This is a genomic window from Streptomyces sp. NPDC059256, from assembly GCF_042753785.1.
In the GTDB taxonomy this organism is placed as follows: domain Bacteria; phylum Actinomycetota; class Actinomycetes; order Streptomycetales; family Streptomycetaceae; genus Streptomyces.
Window position 1 is genome coordinate 125,587 of record NZ_JBHYZO010000001.1, and the last position, 18,793, is coordinate 144,379.

Annotated in this window: 13 protein-coding genes; 3 read left to right on the top strand and 10 right to left on the bottom strand. The window is 70.0% G+C overall.

Going from position 1 to position 18,793, the window contains the following annotated elements; all coding sequences use genetic code 11:
- Positions 1 to 93: 93 nt before the first annotated feature.
- The 4 genes from ACFXJL_RS00540 to ACFXJL_RS00555 form a co-directional block, all read right to left on the bottom strand.
- Positions 94 to 2,553, bottom strand: a complete 2,460-nt coding sequence (locus ACFXJL_RS00540; RefSeq protein ID WP_384688058.1) for a [protein-PII] uridylyltransferase — start codon at positions 2,551 to 2,553, stop codon at positions 94 to 96.
- 73 nt (positions 2,554 to 2,626) lie between these two features.
- On the bottom strand, positions 2,627 to 2,965 hold the full coding sequence (locus tag ACFXJL_RS00545) for a P-II family nitrogen regulator (protein WP_329023729.1): 339 nt from the start codon (positions 2,963 to 2,965) through the stop codon (positions 2,627 to 2,629).
- On the bottom strand, positions 2,962 to 4,317 hold the full coding sequence (locus ACFXJL_RS00550; RefSeq protein ID WP_384639902.1) for an ammonium transporter: 1,356 nt from the start codon (positions 4,315 to 4,317) through the stop codon (positions 2,962 to 2,964). The genes ACFXJL_RS00545 and ACFXJL_RS00550 overlap by 4 nt, the downstream gene beginning before the upstream one ends.
- Before the next feature lie 314 nt (positions 4,318 to 4,631).
- A complete protein-coding gene (locus ACFXJL_RS00555) occupies positions 4,632 to 6,104 on the bottom strand; it encodes a hypothetical protein (RefSeq protein ID WP_358878750.1) in 1,473 nt (490 codons plus the stop codon).
- A 434-nt stretch (positions 6,105 to 6,538) separates the two neighbouring features.
- On the opposite strand from ACFXJL_RS00555, the gene ACFXJL_RS00560 reads away from it, so the two are divergent.
- Positions 6,539 to 7,255: a bifunctional DNA primase/polymerase gene (locus ACFXJL_RS00560; RefSeq protein ID WP_329023726.1), complete on the top strand. Its 717-nt coding sequence runs from the start codon at positions 6,539 to 6,541 to the stop codon at positions 7,253 to 7,255.
- A 259-nt stretch (positions 7,256 to 7,514) separates the two neighbouring features.
- On the opposite strand, the gene ftsY is transcribed toward ACFXJL_RS00560, so the two are convergent.
- Positions 7,515 to 8,729: a signal recognition particle-docking protein FtsY gene (gene ftsY / locus ACFXJL_RS00565; RefSeq protein WP_384639905.1), complete on the bottom strand. Its 1,215-nt coding sequence runs from the start codon at positions 8,727 to 8,729 to the stop codon at positions 7,515 to 7,517.
- Positions 8,730 to 8,903: 174 nt separating this feature from the next.
- Between ftsY and ACFXJL_RS00570 the strand changes: the two genes are divergently transcribed.
- A complete protein-coding gene (locus ACFXJL_RS00570; protein WP_384688062.1) occupies positions 8,904 to 10,133 on the top strand; it encodes a GNAT family N-acetyltransferase in 1,230 nt (409 codons plus the stop codon).
- Positions 10,134 to 10,240: 107 nt separating this feature from the next.
- Here ACFXJL_RS00570 and ACFXJL_RS00575 read toward each other — a convergent pair whose 3' ends face one another.
- The 4 genes from ACFXJL_RS00575 to ACFXJL_RS00590 all read right to left on the bottom strand — a co-directional run bounded on the left by ACFXJL_RS00575 (position 10,241) and on the right by ACFXJL_RS00590 (position 16,687).
- Entirely contained in the window at positions 10,241 to 11,659 is a 1,419-nt protein-coding gene (locus ACFXJL_RS00575) for a sugar porter family MFS transporter (protein WP_358878711.1), read from the bottom strand.
- A gap of 241 nt (positions 11,660 to 11,900) precedes the next feature.
- Positions 11,901 to 15,566, bottom strand: a complete 3,666-nt coding sequence (locus ACFXJL_RS00580) for an AAA family ATPase (RefSeq protein WP_384688064.1) — start codon at positions 15,564 to 15,566, stop codon at positions 11,901 to 11,903.
- Between the two features lie 231 nt (positions 15,567 to 15,797).
- Positions 15,798 to 16,016 (bottom strand): hypothetical protein, encoded by a 219-nt coding sequence (locus ACFXJL_RS00585; protein ID WP_329023716.1) that lies wholly within the window; start codon positions 16,014 to 16,016, stop codon positions 15,798 to 15,800.
- Between the two features lie 389 nt (positions 16,017 to 16,405).
- Entirely contained in the window at positions 16,406 to 16,687 is a 282-nt protein-coding gene (locus tag ACFXJL_RS00590) for an acylphosphatase (protein WP_358878713.1), read from the bottom strand.
- 186 nt (positions 16,688 to 16,873) lie between these two features.
- Here ACFXJL_RS00590 and ACFXJL_RS00595 point away from each other — a divergent pair, with 186 nt between their 5' ends.
- The gene (locus tag ACFXJL_RS00595; RefSeq protein ID WP_384688068.1) at positions 16,874 to 17,713 is read left to right on the top strand and encodes a CAP domain-containing protein; all 840 of its coding nucleotides are present in this window, start codon (positions 16,874 to 16,876) and stop codon (positions 17,711 to 17,713) included.
- 164 nt (positions 17,714 to 17,877) lie between these two features.
- On the opposite strand, the gene mutM is transcribed toward ACFXJL_RS00595, so the two are convergent.
- The gene (gene mutM, locus ACFXJL_RS00600) at positions 17,878 to 18,747 is read right to left on the bottom strand and encodes a bifunctional DNA-formamidopyrimidine glycosylase/DNA-(apurinic or apyrimidinic site) lyase (RefSeq protein WP_329023711.1); all 870 of its coding nucleotides are present in this window, start codon (positions 18,745 to 18,747) and stop codon (positions 17,878 to 17,880) included.
- Positions 18,748 to 18,793: the final 46 nt, after the last annotated feature.

Sequence of the window (18,793 nt, forward strand, 5' to 3'; positions counted from 1 at the left end):
CCGGATGTGTGCCCGCGCCGTCGTCGGCACCGGCTCGCACCGGTGTCCGTACGGGCCCGGCCACCCCGGTCCGGGCTCGGGGGCGGGCCGGACTCAGCCGAGTTGCCGCTCGATGGAGCGCGCGAGTTCGGCGGCTGCGGACGCCGCCAGCGGGCGGCCGGTCAGATCGGTGACGTAGAAGGCGTCCACGGCGTTCGCGCCCAGGGTGGACACATGGGCACTGCGCACCCGTACGCCTCCCTCGCCCCCTTCGTCGAACGCGAGTCCGATGCGATGGAGCAGCCCCGGGGCGTCCTGGGCCCTGACCTCGATCACCGTCGCGTGGTGGGAAGCGGCGGGGACGACCCTCACCCGCGGGGGCGGCGCCCCCGCTCCTCGTCTGCGCGGATAGGCGGCCTCACGTTCGGCCAGCCTGGCCGCGATGTCCAGCTGTCCCTGGAGGACCCGTACGAGATCGCTGCGCAGCCGGGCCGCTTGGGGCAGCGAGCCGTACGCCGCCGCGACCCGCCAGGCCAGGACGAGCGCGCTCTGCTCGCCTCCAGCGGGCGGCGGCCCCACCGTCCTCAGTTCTGCGGATCGGACCGTGAGCCGGTGCAGTGCCAGCAGCCCGGCGACCGCCGGCAGGATTCCCGGCCGGTCGGGGAGCGCGATCGACAACTGCGCGCCGACGGGTTCCGGTTCGTCTTCGGGCGAGGCCACCGAGCCGGGTTCGGCCTGGGCCGTCAGGGAGAGGACGGGGCCACCGGTGCGCAGTGCCTCGACGGCGAGGCGTTCGTGGTCGGCCGTGAGCGCGGTGGGTGCCGGGCGCTCGGCCCCGCCCGTGCCGACGAGCGCCTCGGCCACCCTGGCGGCGAGATCGGCGACCAGGAGGCCGCGCCAGCCGGACCAGGCCGCAGGTCCTGTGGCCAGCGCATCGGCCTCGGTCAGGGCGTGGAGCAGTTCCAGGACGGTGGTGGAGCCGACGGCCCCGGCCACCGAGCGCACGGTAGCCGGGTCCGCCAGATCGCGTCGGGTGGCGGTCTGCACGAGCAGGAGATGGTGTCGCACGAGCGTGGCGACGATCTCGGCGTCCGCTCGGTCGAAACCGATCCGGAGAGCCATGTCCCGGGCGATGGTGGCGCCGACCGTCGAGTGATCGCCCGGCCAGCCCTTGCCGATGTCATGGAGGAGCGCGGCGATCAGCAGGAGATCGGGGCGGCCGACGCTGCGGGCGAGCGCCGAGGCCCGAACAGCGGTCTCCACGAGATGGCGGTCGACGGTCCAGGTGTGGACGGCGTTGCGCTGGGGGCGGCAGCGGACGCGTTCCCAGTCGGGCAGGAGCCGGGTGATCAGGCCCTCGGCGTCCAGCGCCTCCCAGACCGGTACGGCGGACTCCCCCGCGCCCAGCAGGGTGATGAACTCCTCCCGCGCCTGGGCGGGCCAGGGCAGTGGGAGCGGCGGGCACTCGGCGGCGAGGCGGCGGGCCGCGTGCGGGGAGAGCGGCAGACCGGCCTGGGCGGCGGCTGCTGCGGCCCGCAGGGGGAGTACGGGGTCACGATCGGGCCGGACGGTTCGGGCGAGGACGGCTTCCCCGTCCTGTTCGACGACCCCTTCGGCCAGCGGGGTCCGCTCGGGTTCCGTGCGTCGCCGGGGCCGCAGCCGGGGGCGGGTGCTCCTGGCCCCCAGCACCCGGTGCACCTCGCGCCAGGTGACATCGCTGGCGTACGACATCGTCTGGGCAGCTTCGTACACCTGGCGCAGCAGCGTGTCCGCGTCCAGGAGGCCGAGTGCAGCGGCGACCTGGTCCTGTTCCTGGAGTGCGAGCCGGTCGGTGGCGCGTCCGGTGGTCAGATGGAGGGCGTCGCGGGTGTCGAGGAGGGTGCGGCGGGCCCGGTCGAGGCCCCGACGGGGTGCGTCGGCGATCCAGGAGGCGGCGACGGCGCGCAGGGCGGTGGAGTCGCGCAGCCCGCCGCGGGCCTCCTTGAGGTCGGGTTCGAGGAGGTAGCGCAGTTCGCCCTGGCGCTCGGCACGTTCACGGCCGAGTTCATGGAGCGCCGGCAGCCGGCTCGGAGCCCGGTTGCGCCAGTCGGCGAGGACGGCTGTGCGCAGGGCGGCGACCAGTCCGAGTTCTCCTGCGACCGCCCGGGCGTCCAGGAGGCCGAGTTGGACCTTGAGGTCGTCGGCCGCCGTCTTGAGCGCCTGGCCGGGGGTGCGGACGGAGTGGTCGAGGGCGAGCCCGAGGTCCCAGACGGGGTACCAGAGGCGGTCCGCGAGGGCGGCGAGGGCGCCGCGGTCCGCGCTGCCGTCGTGGAGGAGCAGCAGGTCGAGGTCGCTGCGGGGGGAGAGTTCGCCACGGCCGTAGCCACCGGTGGCCACGAGTGCGGCGGTGTGGATGCCGGTGGCGCGGCAGGCGGAGCGGAAGAGGGCGGCGAGCCACTGGTCGGTGAGTGCGGCGAGGGCGGCGCGGCGCGCCGGCCCGGTCTGCTCCCCGTCGTTGAGGAGGTGCAGCCGGGCCGCCGCGTAGCCACGGGGTCCCGAGTCTTCCGTTTCGGTGCTCACTACCGTGCTCGACACCCGTTCGGCCTTTCTCGCTGTTCTTTCCTGCTCAGGGCTGTCCCGTTGATCCGCGGTGGATCACGGGCCAGTCCTAGAGCGCGTCCGGGCCGCGTTCGCCGGTGCGCACCCTGACCGCGGTCTCGACCGGGACGCTCCACACCTTTCCGTCGCCGATCTTGTTGGTGCGGGCGGCCTTGACGATGACGTCGATGAGCTGTTCGGCGTCATCGTCCTCGGCCAGGACCTCGATACGGATCTTGGGCACCAGGTCGACGGTGTACTCGGCACCCCGGTAGACCTCGGTGTGTCCCCGCTGCCGGCCGTATCCACTGGCTTCGGTGACGGTGAGCCCCTGGACCCCGAAGGCGGAGAGCGCCTCCTTGATCTCGTCGAGCCGATGTGGCTTCACGACGGCCGTGATGAGCTTCATGCGTCCACCTTCTTGTTCTGGGTCGCGGTGATGACCTCGGTGGGTACGGCCAGGGGCTTGCGGGAAGCCGTGCCACCGCCGGCGCCGCTGAAGTCGTACGCGGATTCGGCGTGCTCGACCTGGTCGATTCCGGAGATCTCGGTGTCCTCGTCGACCCGCATGCCCATCGTCCGGTCGAGGAGGAAGGCGAGCAGGGCGGAGACGACCAGAGAGTAGGCCAGTACGGAGAAGACACCGATGGCCTGCTTGCCCAATTGCTCCAGCCCGCCGCCGTAGAAGAGTCCCTTGACGTCGGACTGCACGCCTCCGGTGGCGAAGAAGCCCACGAGGAGGGAGCCGATGACACCGCCGACGAGGTGGACGCCGATGACGTCGAGCGAGTCGTCGTAGCCGAGCTTGAACTTGAGTCCGACGGCCATGGCGCACAGGACTCCCGCGATGGCACCGATGGCGATGGCGCCCAGCGGCGAGCACGAGCCGCCGGCGGGGGTGATCGCGACGAGTCCCGCGACCGCTCCGGAGGCCGCGCCGAGCGTGGTGCAGGCGCCGTGCCGGATCTTCTCGTACGCCAACCAGGCGAGCATGGCGGCGGCCGTGGCGACCTGGGTGTTGACGAACATCACCGCGCCGACGCCGTCGTCGTTGCCCAGCCACGAACCGGCGTTGAAGCCGAACCAGCCGAACCACAGGAGGGCCGCGCCCAGCATCACGAGGGGCAGGCTGTGCGGACGCATCGGGTCCTTCTTGAAGCCGATGCGCTTTCCGATGACGAGGATCACGCCGAGGGCCGCGGCTCCGGCGTTGATGTGGACGGCGGTACCGCCCGCGAAGTCGATGACCCCCATCTCGAAGAGCCAGCCGCCGGAGCCCCACACCCAGTGGGCGACGGGGAAGTAGACGACGGTGGCCCACAGGGCGATGAACAGGGCCCAGGCACTGAACTTGACCCGGTCCGCGAGCGCACCACTGATCAGGGCGGGGGTGATGACGGCGAACATGAGCTGGAAGACGGCGAAGACGTAGACCGGGATCGTGTAGCCGTCCCAGAGCTCGGTGAGGCCGATACCGCTGAGCCCGACGTACTCGGACGACCATCCGATCAAGGAGCCGGTGTCGGTGCCGAAGGCGAGGCTGAAGCCGTAGAGCACCCACAGGATGGTGACGATGCCGAGGCTGATGAAGCTCATCATCAGCATGTTGAGGGTGGATTTGACGCGGACCATGCCTCCGTAGAAGAAGGCGAGGCCGGGGGTCATCAGCATGACCAGGGCGGAGCAGATCAGCAGGAAGCCGGTGTTGGCGGCTGAGAGTGCCGGTGTTTCTGCGGCAAGCGTCGAGATGCCAGGGGGCATCGGCGTCTCCTCGTCGTCGTGCGGCCTCGTGCGGCGTGCGGGCAGCGCCGGAACGGTTCGGCGGCGGGCCGGTGGTTATGCGCCAGACAGTGGCCGGGTGCGGTTTCCACCGATGCCACCCGATGTTTCGCCGCGGTGACGATGAGATGGGGTGTGTTACGCCACGGTGAACGCCCCTGTCGTGCCCGGGACGAGGAACCGGTCGCGACGCCGCCCGATCGACCAGGCACGGGGGAGCCGAGTCGGAGTTGTCGGGGCGGCCGTCGCGACCGGGGTGTGAGGGCGCGCGGGAGGGGGAGAGCCCGGGGCGCGGGTCAGACCGCCTCCGCCGTCTCGGGGAGCTGCGCGGTGAGGAGATCGGTGAAGTGGACCACCTCGGCGACATGGCCGAAGTCCCGGGCCGCGGTGTCGACGGTCTTGCGCAGTCGGGTGTTGACCCGCTCCGAGCGGACCCGCTTGGCGACGGTGAGCGCCTGGGAGGCAAGGCCGGTGGCCTGCTCCGGCTCCCGCTTCAGCAGATGGACGGTGGCCATGCCGATCAGGTTGAGCGCGTAGGAGCGCTGGTGGACGGTGTCGTCACGGAAGAGTGAGACGGCGCGGGCCATGATCGGCTCGGCGAGTGAGGCATAGGTGGGGCTGCGCCCTGCCACGTACGCCAGATCGCGGTAGGAGTGGGCGTTCTCGCCGTTGAGTTCGGCTTCGGAGAAGAACTGGATCCAGTCAGGTTCCGGTTCATGGTCGAACTCGATGTCGGCGAAGGTGTCCTCGGCCATGCGGACGGCCCGCTTGCACTTGCTGGGCTGGCCCATGTTGGCGTAGGCGCGGGCCTCCATGGCGTACAGCATCGACTGGGTCCGGGGCGTGGCGCAGTCCCGGCTGCCGTACTGGGCGAGGTGGATCAGCTCCAGGGCGTCGTCGGGACGCCCGAGGTGGATCATCTGCCGGCTCATCGAGGACAGGATGTAGGAGCCCAGGGGCTTGTCGCCCGCTTCCTTCGCGGCGTGCAGGGCGAGGACGAAGTACTTCTGTGCGGTGGGCTGGAGGCCGACGTCGTAACTCATCCAGCCGGCGAGCTCGGCCAGTTCGGCGGCGCAGGTGAACAGTCGTCGCGCGGTGGCTTCGGGGTGCGACTCCTGGAGCAGATCGGTGACCTCGTGGAGTTGGCCGACGACTGCCTTGCGCCGCAGCCCACCGCCGCACTGGGCGTCCCACTGACGGAACATCGCCGTGGTCGCCTCAAGTAAATCGAGCTCGGGGCCGGAGAGGCGGGAGGTCTTGGCACCGGTGGTGGCCGCGGGCGGCTTGGGCGGCTCGGAGCCGGGGGCCGGGACGAGCCAGCGCTGCATCGGTTCCACGAGGGAGGGGCCGGCGGCCAGTGCGAGGGAGCTGCCGAGGAAGCCGCGGCGGGCGAGCATCAGATCGCTGCGGGAGAACTCGCTGAGCAGAGCGACCGTCTGCGGCCCCGCCCACGGCAGGTCAACGCCCGAGACTGAAGGGGACTGGTGGGCCGAGCGCAGCCCGAGGTCCTCGATCCCGACAACGCTGCCAAAGCGCTCCGAGAAGAGCTCGGAAAGGATGCGTGGGATGGGCTCGCGGGGCTGTTCTCCGTCGAGCCAGCGCCTGACGCGCGAGGTGTCGGTGCTGATGTGCAGTGCGCCGAGCTGACGGGCGCGTCGGTTCACCTGACGCGCCAGCTCTCCCTTGGACCAACCGCTGCGCACGAACCATGAGCTCAGCCGCTCGTTCGGGCGCTTGCCGGAACTTGCCCCGGCGCCGCTGCCGTCCACTGGAACGCCCCCATCCGTCATGCCCCGAAGCTCCAACCCTTACCAGAATGCCGTGAGTTGGGGCGGTTTGCATGGAGGAGGCACCCGCCGAACAAGGAAACGAATCCCCGGGACGGGTCGCGACATGCCCATGGGTCCGCACAACTCCAGGGTCAGCACACTCAAAGTAATCCTACGATCACCCCTCACGCGAGCGCGATTCCACAAACGCCACCATTCGCCACCCCTTTGAATGAACTGCCGCCACGTTGGGCGCGATTCACTTGACAGACAACGACCAGGAGGCGGCGGAGCGGTGTCCGGGCAGGCGTGCAGAACCATGCGCACTCCCCCTCGCGCCACCACAAGCCACCCGAACATCACTGATGGCGACGCTGTGTTACGAGGAGACTTCGGGTCGTAACCACCGGCGAGCACGACCCGTTGGAGGGGGCATGGGCTTCACGATCGGCAGTAGCCGCGGGATCCGAGACATCCGGTCCGGCTCACGACGCCGTGGCCGCACCGCAGAGTGCACCGTGGTGGCTGAGTACACAGGGCTGTGGGGCTGGACCGTGGTACCCGGGGCCCGGGCGACCGATGGCGTCTGCTCCTGCGGCGCATCGGACTGCATCGCTCCGGGGGCGCACCCGCTCCCCCACGCCGCGGAGATCCCCGCGGGCGCGACGCTCGACGAGGTGTCCCGGGCCTGGTCCAAGGTGCCCGGCGCAACCCTGCTCCTCCCCGTCGGCCGGACCTTCGACATCCTCGATGTCGCCGCCTCCGCGGGCCGCCGGGCGCTGGTGCGACTCGAACGCATGGGGCTGCCGCTCGGCCCGGTCTCGATGACCCCCGACGGACGGTGCCAGTTCTTCGTGGCGCCGGGCGCTGCGGGCGACCTCCCCGAACTGCTGTACCGGATGGGCTGGGACGATGCGGATCTGGATCTGCACTGTCTGGGACCGGGCGACCACATCACCGCTCCGCCATCCGATCGCGGCGGCCTCGGGCAGGTGAGCTGGCTTCGACCACCGACCCTCGACATGGCGTACCAGAGCGACGACACGGACGGCGAGGAGGGCACGGGCGCCCTCTCGACCTCCACGGCGCCCCCCGAGGCCCGACTCCTCCTGGGCACCCTGGCGTACATCTGCCATCGCTCGACGATCTAGGCGCGTTGTCCCGGGGCGTCGACGAGGGCAGACGGCGGGTGCCCGCCGCCGTGGATCCCATCAGGGTCGCCGGGGCACTGCTCCTCCGTCGTGGGGGCCTGCGCCCGATCGTCCATCGGGGCGTGTCCTGTACCGGCCCGGCCGAGACGCAGGAGTGCCCGGTCGCATGCGCTGAGCATGCGCCGGGCACTCTCCCGTCGTTCGCGACGAGCCCGCGGGCCACTTCGCCCGGCCGGCCGCTCAGAGCGGCGAGGCCGGATCAGTCGCCGATCAACGCGTCGACGAACGCCTCCGGCTCGAAGGGGGCGAGGTCGTCCGCTCCCTCGCCGAGACCGACCAGCTTGACCGGTACGCCCAGCTCCCGCTGGACCGCCACGACGATGCCGCCCTTGGCGGTGCCGTCCAGCTTGGTCAGCACGATGCCGGTGATGTCGACGACCTCCGCGAAGACCCGCGCCTGTACCAGGCCGTTCTGCCCGGTGGTGGCATCGAGTACCAGCAGCACCTCGTCCAGCGGGCCGTGCTTCTCCACGACGCGCTTGACCTTGCCCAGCTCGTCCATCAGCCCGGTCTTGGTGTGAAGGCGGCCCGCCGTGTCGATCAGCACCACATCGGCGCCCTCGGCGATGCCCTCCTTGACCGCGTCGAAGGCGATCGACGCCGGGTCGCCGCCCTCGGGACCCCGGACGGTCCGCGCTCCGACGCGATCGCCCCAGGTCTGGAGCTGGTCGGCCGCCGCGGCGCGGAAGGTGTCCGCCGCCCCGAGGACGACCGAACGGCCGTCCGCGACGAGCACACGGGCGAGCTTTCCGGTGGTGGTGGTCTTTCCGGTGCCGTTGACCCCGACGACCATGACCACACCGGGCGTGTCCAGACCGCTCTCGGTCTTGACCTGACGGTCGAAGTCGGTGCCGACGAGGGTGAGCAGTTCCTCCCGCAGCAGGGCGCGCAGCTCCTCGGGGGTACGGGTGCCCAGCACCCGCACCCGCTCGCGCAGCCGTCCCACCAGCTCCTGCGTCGGTGCGACACCGACGTCGGCGATCAGGAGGGTCTCCTCGATCTCCTCCCAGGTGTCCTCGTCGAGGTGCTCGCGGGACAACAGGGTGAGCAGGCCCTTGCCCAGGGAGTTCTGCGAGCGGGCCAGTCGGGAACGCAGTCGGATCAGTCGGCCGGCCGTGGGGGCCGGGACCTCGATCTCGGGGGCGGCGACCACCGGGTCCTCGACGGCGACCGGGGAGGTGGTGGCCTCGTCGGCTGCGGGGAGGTCGACCTCTTCGATCGTGCGGCGCGGTTCTTCCCGCGGTGTCTCCGCCTCGTCGCCGACGTGCGGCTCGGCGGGCGGAGCGGTGATGGTCGGCGCGGACGGCGGGGCCGATGGCGGCAGCTGCTTCTTCTTGCGGCTGCCGATCACGAGCCCGCTGATCGCACCGACGGCGACCAGGGCGATGACTACAGCAAGGATGACGATTTCCATAACGTCCCCAGTATCGGTCACGCCCCGTGGAAGGCCGTCGCCCACGCCGCCACAGCGCGCCTCGGCCCGTGTCGGAGCTGCCCCCTCGGGGTTCCCGGCACCGGAACTGCACCGGCCCCGGAAGTCGCGAAAAACCCGGATGACTGTCCGCCGAGCGCGGGTTAGCGTCCGTCCATGACCGACTTGGAGTATCGGACCATCCCAGAGGCGCACCTCGATCGCGCCCTGGATCTCCACTACCTCGTGTTCCTGGGGAAGAACTGCGAGGACGAGGTGCGCAAGCTGCACCGGGAGATCCTGGAGCGCTGCGACCGCATCGGGGCGTACGAGGGGGGTGAGCTCGTCGGCCTGCTCGCCGCCCACCGGCTGGACCTCTCGGTGCCGGGCTCGGAGCTGCCGTGCGCGGGGGTGACCTTCGTCTCGGTGGCGCCGACGCACCGCCGTCGTGGTGTGCTCAGCGGGATGCTCGCCGAGCTATGGCGGCGGTGTGCCGCCGACGGCCAACCGCTGGCCGCCCTGTGGGTGTCGGAGACGGGCATCTACGGCCGCTTCGGTTTTGAGCCGGCGACCCGTTCGTACACCGTGGAGATCGATGCGGACACTCCCCTGGAGCTGCGGATCACTCCCGACGGCAGGCCGCTGCGGCTGGTCTCCCCGCAGGACGCGCCGAGCGTGATCGGCGCTCGGCACTCCGCGGCCCGCACCGAGCGGGCGGGTCGGGTGGCCAGGGACGACTTCTGGTGGCGTACGCACATCCTGCCCGATGAGGACGAGGAGAACGACGACTTCAGTCCGCCCCGGGTGGTCACCATCGGGGACCCCGGGCAGCCGCCAGCGGGTTATGTCATCTACCGCACCCTCACCGACGACGAGGGCCGGGGCACCGTACATCTGCGGGAGCTGGAGGCCGAGTCGCCGGCCGTCGCCGCCGCACTCTGGCGGTACGTGGCCTCGATCGACCTGGCGGACAAGGTCCGCGCATGGGGGCGTCCGCTGGACGACCCCCTGCTGCGTTTCGCCGCCGACCGCGACCGGGCGCGGGTGACCCAGGAGTTCCCGGCGCTCTGGCTGAGGCTCGTGGACGTGGCGGCGGCCCTCCAGGGACGGACCTGGTCCGCTCCGGTGGATCTGGTGCTGGATGTGACGGACGACGGGCTGCCGGACAACGCGGGGCGGTACCGGGTCACGGTCGGGGCCGGGGGGCGGGCGGAGGTCTCCCCCACCGATGCCCCCGCGGACCTCACGTTCGACGTACGGGAACTGGCGGCGTGCTATCTGGGCGACCAGGGCGCCGGCGAACTGGTCCGGGCGGGTCTGGTGCGCGAACACACCGCGGGTGCGGCGCGCGCCTGGGACACGGCGGCCCGTACGGAACTGCTCCCCCACACCACGGACGAGTTCTGAGGCTCCGTCAGTAATTCTCGGGGTACGGGGTGCCCGCTCCGGCTACGGCCGGCAGCGGACACCCCGTAGTCCCTGAGCAACTCATGGGAAGCAACCGGGAACGAGCCTCAGCCCATCTCCTCCAACGCCTTGCCCTTGGTCTCCTTGACGAACAGCAGCACGAAGGGGATCGAGAGGACCGCGAAGGACGCGTAGATGACGTACGTGCCGGAGAGGTTCCAGTCCGACAGGCTCGGGAAGCTCGCCGTGATGGCCCAGTTGGCGATCCACTGGGCGGAAGCGGCGACGCCCAGGGCTGCGGCGCGGATGCGGTTGGGGAACATCTCGCCCAGGAAGACCCAGACCACTACACCCCAGGAGAGCGCGAAGAAGAGGACGAAGACATGGGCGGCGACGAGGGCGACCGTGCCCTCGGTGGAGGGGAGCTTGCCGTCCACGAGGTCCGCCGAGAACGCCCAGGCTTCGAAGGCGAGGGCGACCGCCATGCCGGCGGAACCGATGAGGGCCAGCGGCCTGCGCCCGATCCGGTCCACGAACAGCATCGCGATCACGGTGCCGATGATGTTCACGATCGACGTGGTGAACGAGTAGAAGAAGGAACTCGTCGGATCGATGCCGACGGACTGCCAGAGCGTGGACGAGTAGTAGAACGCGACGTTGATGCCGACCAGTTGTTGGAAGACGGACAGTCCGATGCCGACCCAGACGATCGGCAGGAAGCCGAAGCGGGAGCCGAGCAGGTCCTTGAAGGTGGACTTGTGCTCGCGCTTCATCGCCAGGTCGATCTCGGTGGCCCGGGCGTCGAGGTCGATGTGCTCGCCCTCGACTTCGGCCAGCACCTTCTTGGCGCGGTCGACCTTGCCGACGGAGATCAGATAGCGCGGGGACTCGGGGATCGCGAAGGACAACAGCCCGTACAGCACGGCCGGGACGACCATCACACCGAGCATCCACTGCCAGGCTTCGAGGCCGCCGATCTCCCCTCGCTGGTCGCCGTCGGCGATCTGGAGGATGCCGAAGTTGACCAACTGCGAGACCGCGATGCCGATGACGATGGCGGCCTGCTGGAAGGAGGCGAGCCGACCGCGGTAGGCGGGGGGCGAGACCTCCGCGATGTACGCCGGGCCGATGACCGATGCCATGCCGATGGCGAAGCCACCGATGATGCGCCACATCGCCAGGTCCCAGAGGGCGAAGGGCAGGGCTGAGCCGATGGCGCTGGCGGTGAAGAGGACGGCGGCGATCCGCATGCACAGGATGCGACCGATGCGGTCGGCGATCCGGCCGGCGGTGGCGGCACCGATCGCACAGCCGATCAGGGCGATGGCGATGACCTGGGCCAACTCACCCGAACCGATCTCGTAGCGGTCACGGATCGCTTCGACCGCGCCATTGATGACCGAGCTGTCATAGCCGAAGAGGAATCCGCCCATGGCGGCTGAGGCCGTGATGAAGATGACGTGGCCGAGGTGCTCGGGGTGCGCGTCACGGGCCCCCGAAGGCGGTGGCTGTGCGGTGCTGGTCACATGTACTCCTGGGGCGTGGGGCTCCTGGCGGTCCACGTGTTCCCCGAAAACATCGGGATGCACGGGGGCCAGGTGACCGCGGGCCGTCCAACAGGCGGGGGCGAGCCCTTCCAGTGGGGCACGGCCGCCCCTGAGCCACCACCGGGCATGGGCCGAACGCCTGACACAGGCCGCGCCCACCGAGGGCTCCGCTCAACACGGACCGTCCGCCTGACGACAGGTCATCGCCGAGCGGCGTCGATCAGCGCAGCCGCTGGCTGATGACCTTGGAGACGCCGTCGCCCTGCATGGAGACCCCGTACAACGCGTCGGCGACCTCCATCGTCCGCTTCTGGTGAGTGATCACGATGAGCTGCGAAGACTCCTGGAGCTCCTGCATGATCCGGATCAGTCGCTGGAGGTTGGTGTCGTCGAGAGCGGCCTCGACCTCGTCCATGACGTAGAAGGGGCTCGGCCGGGCCTTGAAGATGGACACCAGCATCGCCACCGCGGTCAGTGAGCGCTCCCCGCCGGAGAGCAGCGAAAGGCGCTTGACCTTCTTGCCCGGTGGCCTGGCTTCCACGTCCACCCCGGAGGTGAGCATGTTGTCGGGGTCGGTCAGGATCAACCGTCCCTCACCGCCGGGGAACAGCCGTGAGAACACACCTTCGAACTCCCGGGCGGTGTCCCTGAACGCCTCGCTGAAGACCTGTTCGACGCGCTCGTCGACCTCCTTCACCACCTGGAGGAGGTCGGTGCGGGTCTTCTTGAGGTCTTCGAGCTGCTCGGAGAGGAACTGGTGGCGCTCCTCCAGCGCGGAGAACTCCTCCAGCGCGAGCGGATTCACCTTGCCGAGCTGTTGATAGGCCCGCTCCGCCGACTTCAGGCGCTTCTCCTGTTCGCCCCGGACGAAGGGCCTCGCCTGGTGGCGCGGGTGCTCGGGGTCATCGGGCAGTTCCTCCCCCTCGGCGGGCAGGGAAGGCGGTACGAGCTGGTCCGGGCCGTACTCCGCGATCAGCCCCGCGGGCTCCACCCCCAGCTCCTCCAGCGCCCGGGTCTCCAACTGTTCGATCCGCAGCCGCTTCTCGGCTCCGAGCACTTCGCCGCGGTGGACGGAGTCGGTGAGCTTGTCGAGTTCGCCCTTGAGTTCACGCCCCCGGGTGCGGGCGGCGGTCAGCTCGCGCTCGCGCTCCGCCTTCGCCCCCTCGGCGGCGGCCCGCTCCCTCTCCACCCGCACCAACGAGACCTCGGCGTGGGCGAGCACCTGGCGGGCACCTGCCGCAACGGCCGCGGCCACGGAAGCCTCGTGGCGCAGCCGGTTGCGCCGCTGCTCGGCCCTGGCTCTCGCCTCACGCTCCGCACGGGCGCCCCGGTCGAGTGCATCGGCCCGCCCGGCGAGCCCCTTGACCCGTTCCTCGTGGGTACGCAGTTGGAGTCGGGCTTCCATCTCGGTCTGGCGGGCGTTGGCACCGTCCGCGGCTAGCCGGTCGCGTCGATGGGTGTCGGGCTCGGATTCGTCCTGGCCGAAGGGCGCGCTCTCCTGCGCCACGAGCAGGCGTTCGGAGAGTTCTGCGGCTTCGGTGCGTGACCGCTCCAACGCCTCCTCGGCCCTGGCCACGGCGGCGACGGTCCGTTCCGCCTCGCCTGCGGCGGCACGCGCCTGTCCGGCGAGGGTCCCCAACCGGCCCGAGACCGCAGACTTCTCACGTTCGGCGGCCCGTCGACGCTCGCCCAGTTCGTCCACCAGCGACACGCACGCGCCACGACGTTCCACGGCCCGCTGCTGCGCCGTGACCAGCCCGGCGCAGCTCAGCTCCAGTTCGCGCAGCTCAGCATCTGCTTCGTCGACGGACGCCTGCACCTCCAGCAGGCTCGGCGCCCCGGCGGACCCGCCCTGGGCGAAGTGCGCACCGAACACATCGCCTTCAGCGGTCACGGCGGTGAGCTGGGGGCGGGCCCGGATCAGATTCTCGGCATCCGCCAGGGACTCGACGACGACGGTGTCGCGCAGGAGTCGCCGCACCGCTGGCATCAGCTCCTCGGGGCCGCGTACGAGATCCACGGCCCGGACGGGTGCCCTTCCGTCGCGCGCCCCTTCGTCCCCGTGCGATCCCCAAGGCCGTACGGGTCCACCGCTGCGGTCCGCACCGGTCGGCTCATGGCCGTAGGGGGTGGGGTTTCCTTGGTCCTGGCCGGCGTCGGGCTCGGGGGCGCCGGCCAGGACGATGGCCGCCCGTCCGGCATCCGTCTTGCGCAGCAGGCGCAGGGCCTCGGCGGCGGTGGTCGGGTTGGTGACGGCCACGGCGTCCGCCGCGGCGCCGAGGGCCGCCGCCACCGCCACCTCATGGCCCGGGGAGACGGTGAGCAGTTCGGAAGCAGTGCCGAGCAATCCGCTCAGCTGCCCCTTCGCCGCCAGAAGGGCGCCGGTGCCGTCCTTGCGCCGCAGTCCGAGCGCAAGGGCATCACGACGTGCGGTGACGGCCGCACGTTCCCGTTCGGCGGCGGTGAGTTCGTCCCGGGCCGTGCTCAGTGCTGCGTCCGCAGCGGTGAGTTCCGCGCGGGCGGTGTCATGGCGCCGGGAGAGTTCGTCGTCACCCGCCGCAAGGTCGTCAACTTCGGCCCTGAGGTTCTCGTACTCCTCCTGGGCGATGATCGCCCGCTCCTGGGCCTCGTCCCGGGCCGTGGTCAGCCGGTCGATCTCCGACTGGGCCGCCGATGCCCTGCTGCGGGCTGCGTTCACCTGGCCGTGCAGTCGGGCCAGGCCCTCGCGGTGGTCGGCGATGGCCCGGGCGGCGTCCTTGAGACGGCGCTCTTCAGCGGCCAGTTCGCGCTCCAGCTGGGCGCGGTGGGTGACCGTGTCCTCCAGCGCGTGCTCCGCCGCTTCCAGGGCGGCGGACAGCTCTGCTTCCTGTTCGCGAATCCTCGCCGCCTCGCGCTCCATGTCCTCCGGGTCCCGGCCGCGCCGTTCGTCCACCGGTTGGGCACTCGCGCTGGTGACCCGAGCATCGGCGAGGGAGACCGTGCCACGCACCCGCTCGGCGAGCTGCGAGAGCTCGTACCAGCTCTGCTGGGCCCGCTGGAGTCGAGGGGCGAGCCGCCTCACCTCGTCCTCCAGGTCCGCCTCACGGGCGAGCGCGGCCTTCAGTTCGGCCTCCGCGCCGTCCTTGCGTTCCTTGAGCGCTGCCTCGTCCGCGATCTCCGAGCTCAGCGCATCCCGCAGCGCCACGAGATCGTCCGCGAGCAGCCGCAGCCGGGCATCGCGCAGATCGGCCTGGATCACCGCGGCCCGCCGGGCGACCGCCGCTTGGCGGCCCAAGGGCTTGAGCTGACGGCGCAGTTCATCGGTGAGGTCCTGCACCCGGGCGAGGTTCGCCCGCATGGCGTCGAGTTTCCGCAACGCCTTTTCCTTGCGCTTGCGGTGTTTGAGCACTCCCGCCGCTTCCTCGATAAAGGCCCGGCGCCCCATCGGGTCGGCATGCAGTACGGAGTCGAGTTGACCTTGCCCGACGATCACGTGCATCTCCCGACCAATACCGGAATCGGAGAGCAGTTCCTGAATGTCGAGAAGGCGGCAGGTATCCCCATTGATCTGATACTCGCTACCACCGTGGCGGAACATAATCCGCGTAAGGGTGACTTCGGCATAGTCAATGGGCAATGCGCCGTCGGAATTGTCGATCGTGAGGGACACCTCGGCCCGACCGAGCGGCGGCCGACCCGTGGTGCCGGCGAAGATGACGTCCTCCATCTTCCCGCCACGCAGTGATTTCGCTCCCTGCTCACCCATCACCCAGGAAAGCGCGTCGACCACATTGGACTTGCCAGAACCGTTCGGGCCCACGACACAGGTGATGCCGGGCTCGAACCGCAGGGTGGTCGCGGACGCGAAGGATTTGAAACCGCGCAGGGTCATGGCCTTGAGGTGCACACATCCGGACTCTACCTTTCGATTCGTCCGGAGCGTCGGGAAGATACCCCCTCGGGCCTGTCATCGCCTGCCCGGTTCGGTTTCACCGAGGAAGGTGAGGGGCAGATCTGACGTGAGAGGGAAGGCTCAAAGGCTTGGGGACGGCTTGGGGATGGCTTGGGGGAAAGAAAGAAGGGACGCCGAGGGCGTCCCTTGCACATCTTGCGCGATGATTCTCCGGCGAACGCCCGCTCAGGTGAGCGCGGGCTCCGCCCGGGGTACGTCGATGTCGATGCCGTCAAGCAGCGACTCTCCGGGGTGCTGAGCGACGGCAGCGCTGAGTGCGTCGTTCTCGGTCTGAATCCTTACCAGCTCGGATTCAAGATCTTGAACGCGCTGCTGAAGCCGTCGCATCTCGGCGAGGAGTCGCGGGTCGGAACCGCCGACGTAACCGAGAAGCGCCTTTGCCATGATGGATGGTCCTCCACAATGAGTGACCGACCGATGCGGTGTGGGTCGTGAGGGATTCGCACCCGCGGTGCTCGACAGTGCTGTGTAGTACCGATCTCGCTGCGTTTCTTACTGCCAAACAGCTGAGGTGCGCGGGGATTCCAGAGTCTCACCAAAAAGTTTGACGGTCAACACGATCACAGCCCGCGGACCGGGCAGACCCGGGGACTGGCGGCACGGCGACGGCCGGCGCACTGTCCGCTCCGGGGCCCTGGGGGCGTGGAGATCTTCCTTACCCGGGCAGCCTGGCACGAGCACCCCCATAAGGCAACCACCAGCCTGTTTTCTCATCTGGCCGGCTTCCGCCACCTCGCTGGAGTCCATCGCGAGAGCCCGGGAATGGCACCGGTTCAGCGGATCGCGAAGCCGTCATAGCCACCGCGGGGCGTGTCCCAGATCTCAGTGACTCCGTCCACACGCCCGGGTGTGTCGTCGGATCGGAGCCAGTCCAGGAGACGGTGGCAATTCTCACGCGGCCCCTCAGCGACGATCTGCACCCTGCCGTCGTCGAGATTGAGGGCGAAACCACTGAGCCCGCCGATTTCCAGAGCATTTGCCCTGGTGAACCAGCGAAACCCTACTCCCTGTACTCGACCGCGTACCCAAGCGGTGAGCCGTGCCGCATCATTCATGACTGCACGGTAATCGCTGAATTGCTTGCGAAGCACTTCTCATCGACCTCTCATGGCGTACAGTCCGGTCGCAATGACGGTCACCCGTTCGGGGGAGCGTCTCCACTGTCCACCGGTATCCAGACCGGTATTGGGCAGGGTCTCCCCACCATCGAACACGTCGTTCAACGAGGAAGGCATCGCAGAATGGGACGCCATCGACGCTCCGCCGCGCGTACGGGTACGAGGCCCGTGCGCACTGGGCTGCTCGGCGCCTCCGCTGCCATGGCGGTGGGTGCCGCGGCCGTAGCGTCCGGCCTGCTGCCGGGCGGCGACGTCTTCACCGTGGGCGATCGTGACTCCGGCAGTCAGGTGCGCGCCGACGCCTCGGCGGAATGGCAGACGCAGGGCGACTCGGGAGCCGGGGCCACCCCGACGGAGAGCGCGTCACAATCGCCGTCCGCCACCCCGCGGACGCCGTCGACGACCCCCTCGGCCACGCCCCCGCGCAAGCCTTCGACCAAGCCGACCGAGCAGACCAAGGCTCCGGAGCGCACAAAGGAGAAGGAGCGGCCCGCGACACCCACCCGGCCGAAGCAGCGGGAGTCCGACCGCTCGGCGACCCGTCCGGCGCCGGTGCCGACCCCGAGAAGTCCTTCGCCGTCCGCGGAGGCCGCGGTCGAGTCCGAGGTGCTTGCACTGGTGAACGAGGAGCGGGCCAAGGTCGGCTGCCAGCCGCTGCGCTTCGATCCTGCGCTGGCGAAGCTCGCGGGGGACTTCAGCACGGACATGGCCACGCGCGGCTTCTTCGACCACACCGACCCGGACGGCGATTCCCCCTGGGACCGCGCCGAGCAGGCGGGCGTCCCGAAGTTGGGCGGCGAGAACATCGCCCGCGGCCAGGCCGACGCCGGTGCGGTGATGAACTCATGGATGAACAGCGACGGCCACCGGGCGAACATCCTGAACTGCGACTACACCCGGCTTGGTGTCGGCGTCCACATGGGCGACGGCGGCCCGTGGTGGACCCAGAACTTCGGCTTCTGAGCCCGCACCCTCCCCTGCCCCGCGTCCCCTCACCCAGGGACCGCTTCGTCCCCGAGCCCTTCGCATCTCGCGAAGGGCTTTGGGCGTGCTGTGCCGCCTTCTGGCCACGGCCCGCTGGAAGGTTGGTTCTCCGCGCAGGATCGGGGTGAGCGCACGGGCGCGGTTCACACCGCCGGGCGGACGGGCCTCGGCGGGCGCTGGCAGCGGGGGCAGAAGTAGCTGGAGCGATTCATCCACGGCCGACGACGCATCGCGGTCCCACAGCGCCGGCAGGGCAGATCCTCCCGGCCGTACGCATCGAGGGACCGGTCGAAGTAGCCGGATTCGCCGTTCACATTGACGTAGAGGCTGTCGAAGCTCGTGCCCCCGACCGCCAGGGCCGCGTTCATCACGTCTCGGACATGGCCGAGCAGCTCGGTCGAGCGGGCCCTGCTGATGCCGGCCGTCGGCCGCTCGTAGTGCAATCGTGCCCGCCACAGGGCCTCATCGGCGTAGATGTTGCCGACTCCGCTGATCAAGGACTGGTCGAGGAGGGCCCGTTTCACGGTGGTGCGGCGCAGCTTGAGCGCGGCGAGGAAGGCATCGTCGTCGAACGCCGGATCGAGGGGGTCACGGGCGATGTGGGCGATGACGTCGGGCAGGCCGTCGGGGGTGTTGTCGTGGAGGGAGAGTCCACCGAAGGTGCGCTGGTCGACGAAGCGGAGTTCCGTGCCGAGGGTGTCCGCGAAGCGGATCCGTATCCTCAGGTGCTTCTCGTCCGCCGCGTCCTCGGGTTGGACCAGCAGTTGCCCGCTCATGCCGAGATGGCCGAGCACGGAGGAATCGGTGTCGGCCAGGGGCAGCCATAGGTATTTGCCGCGTCGCCGCGCGATCCCCACGCTGTGTCCCTTGAGCTGCGACGCAAAGTCTTCGGCACCCGCGAGATGGCGCCGCACCGCCCGGGGGTGGAGAACTCGCACCTCGGCGATCGTGCGTCCGCTGACCCAGCGCTGCAGTCCGCGGCGTACGACTTCTACCTCGGGCAGCTCGGGCACGGGGCTCCTTCGGGACATGCTCACGACCACGGAAGTCGCTCACTGC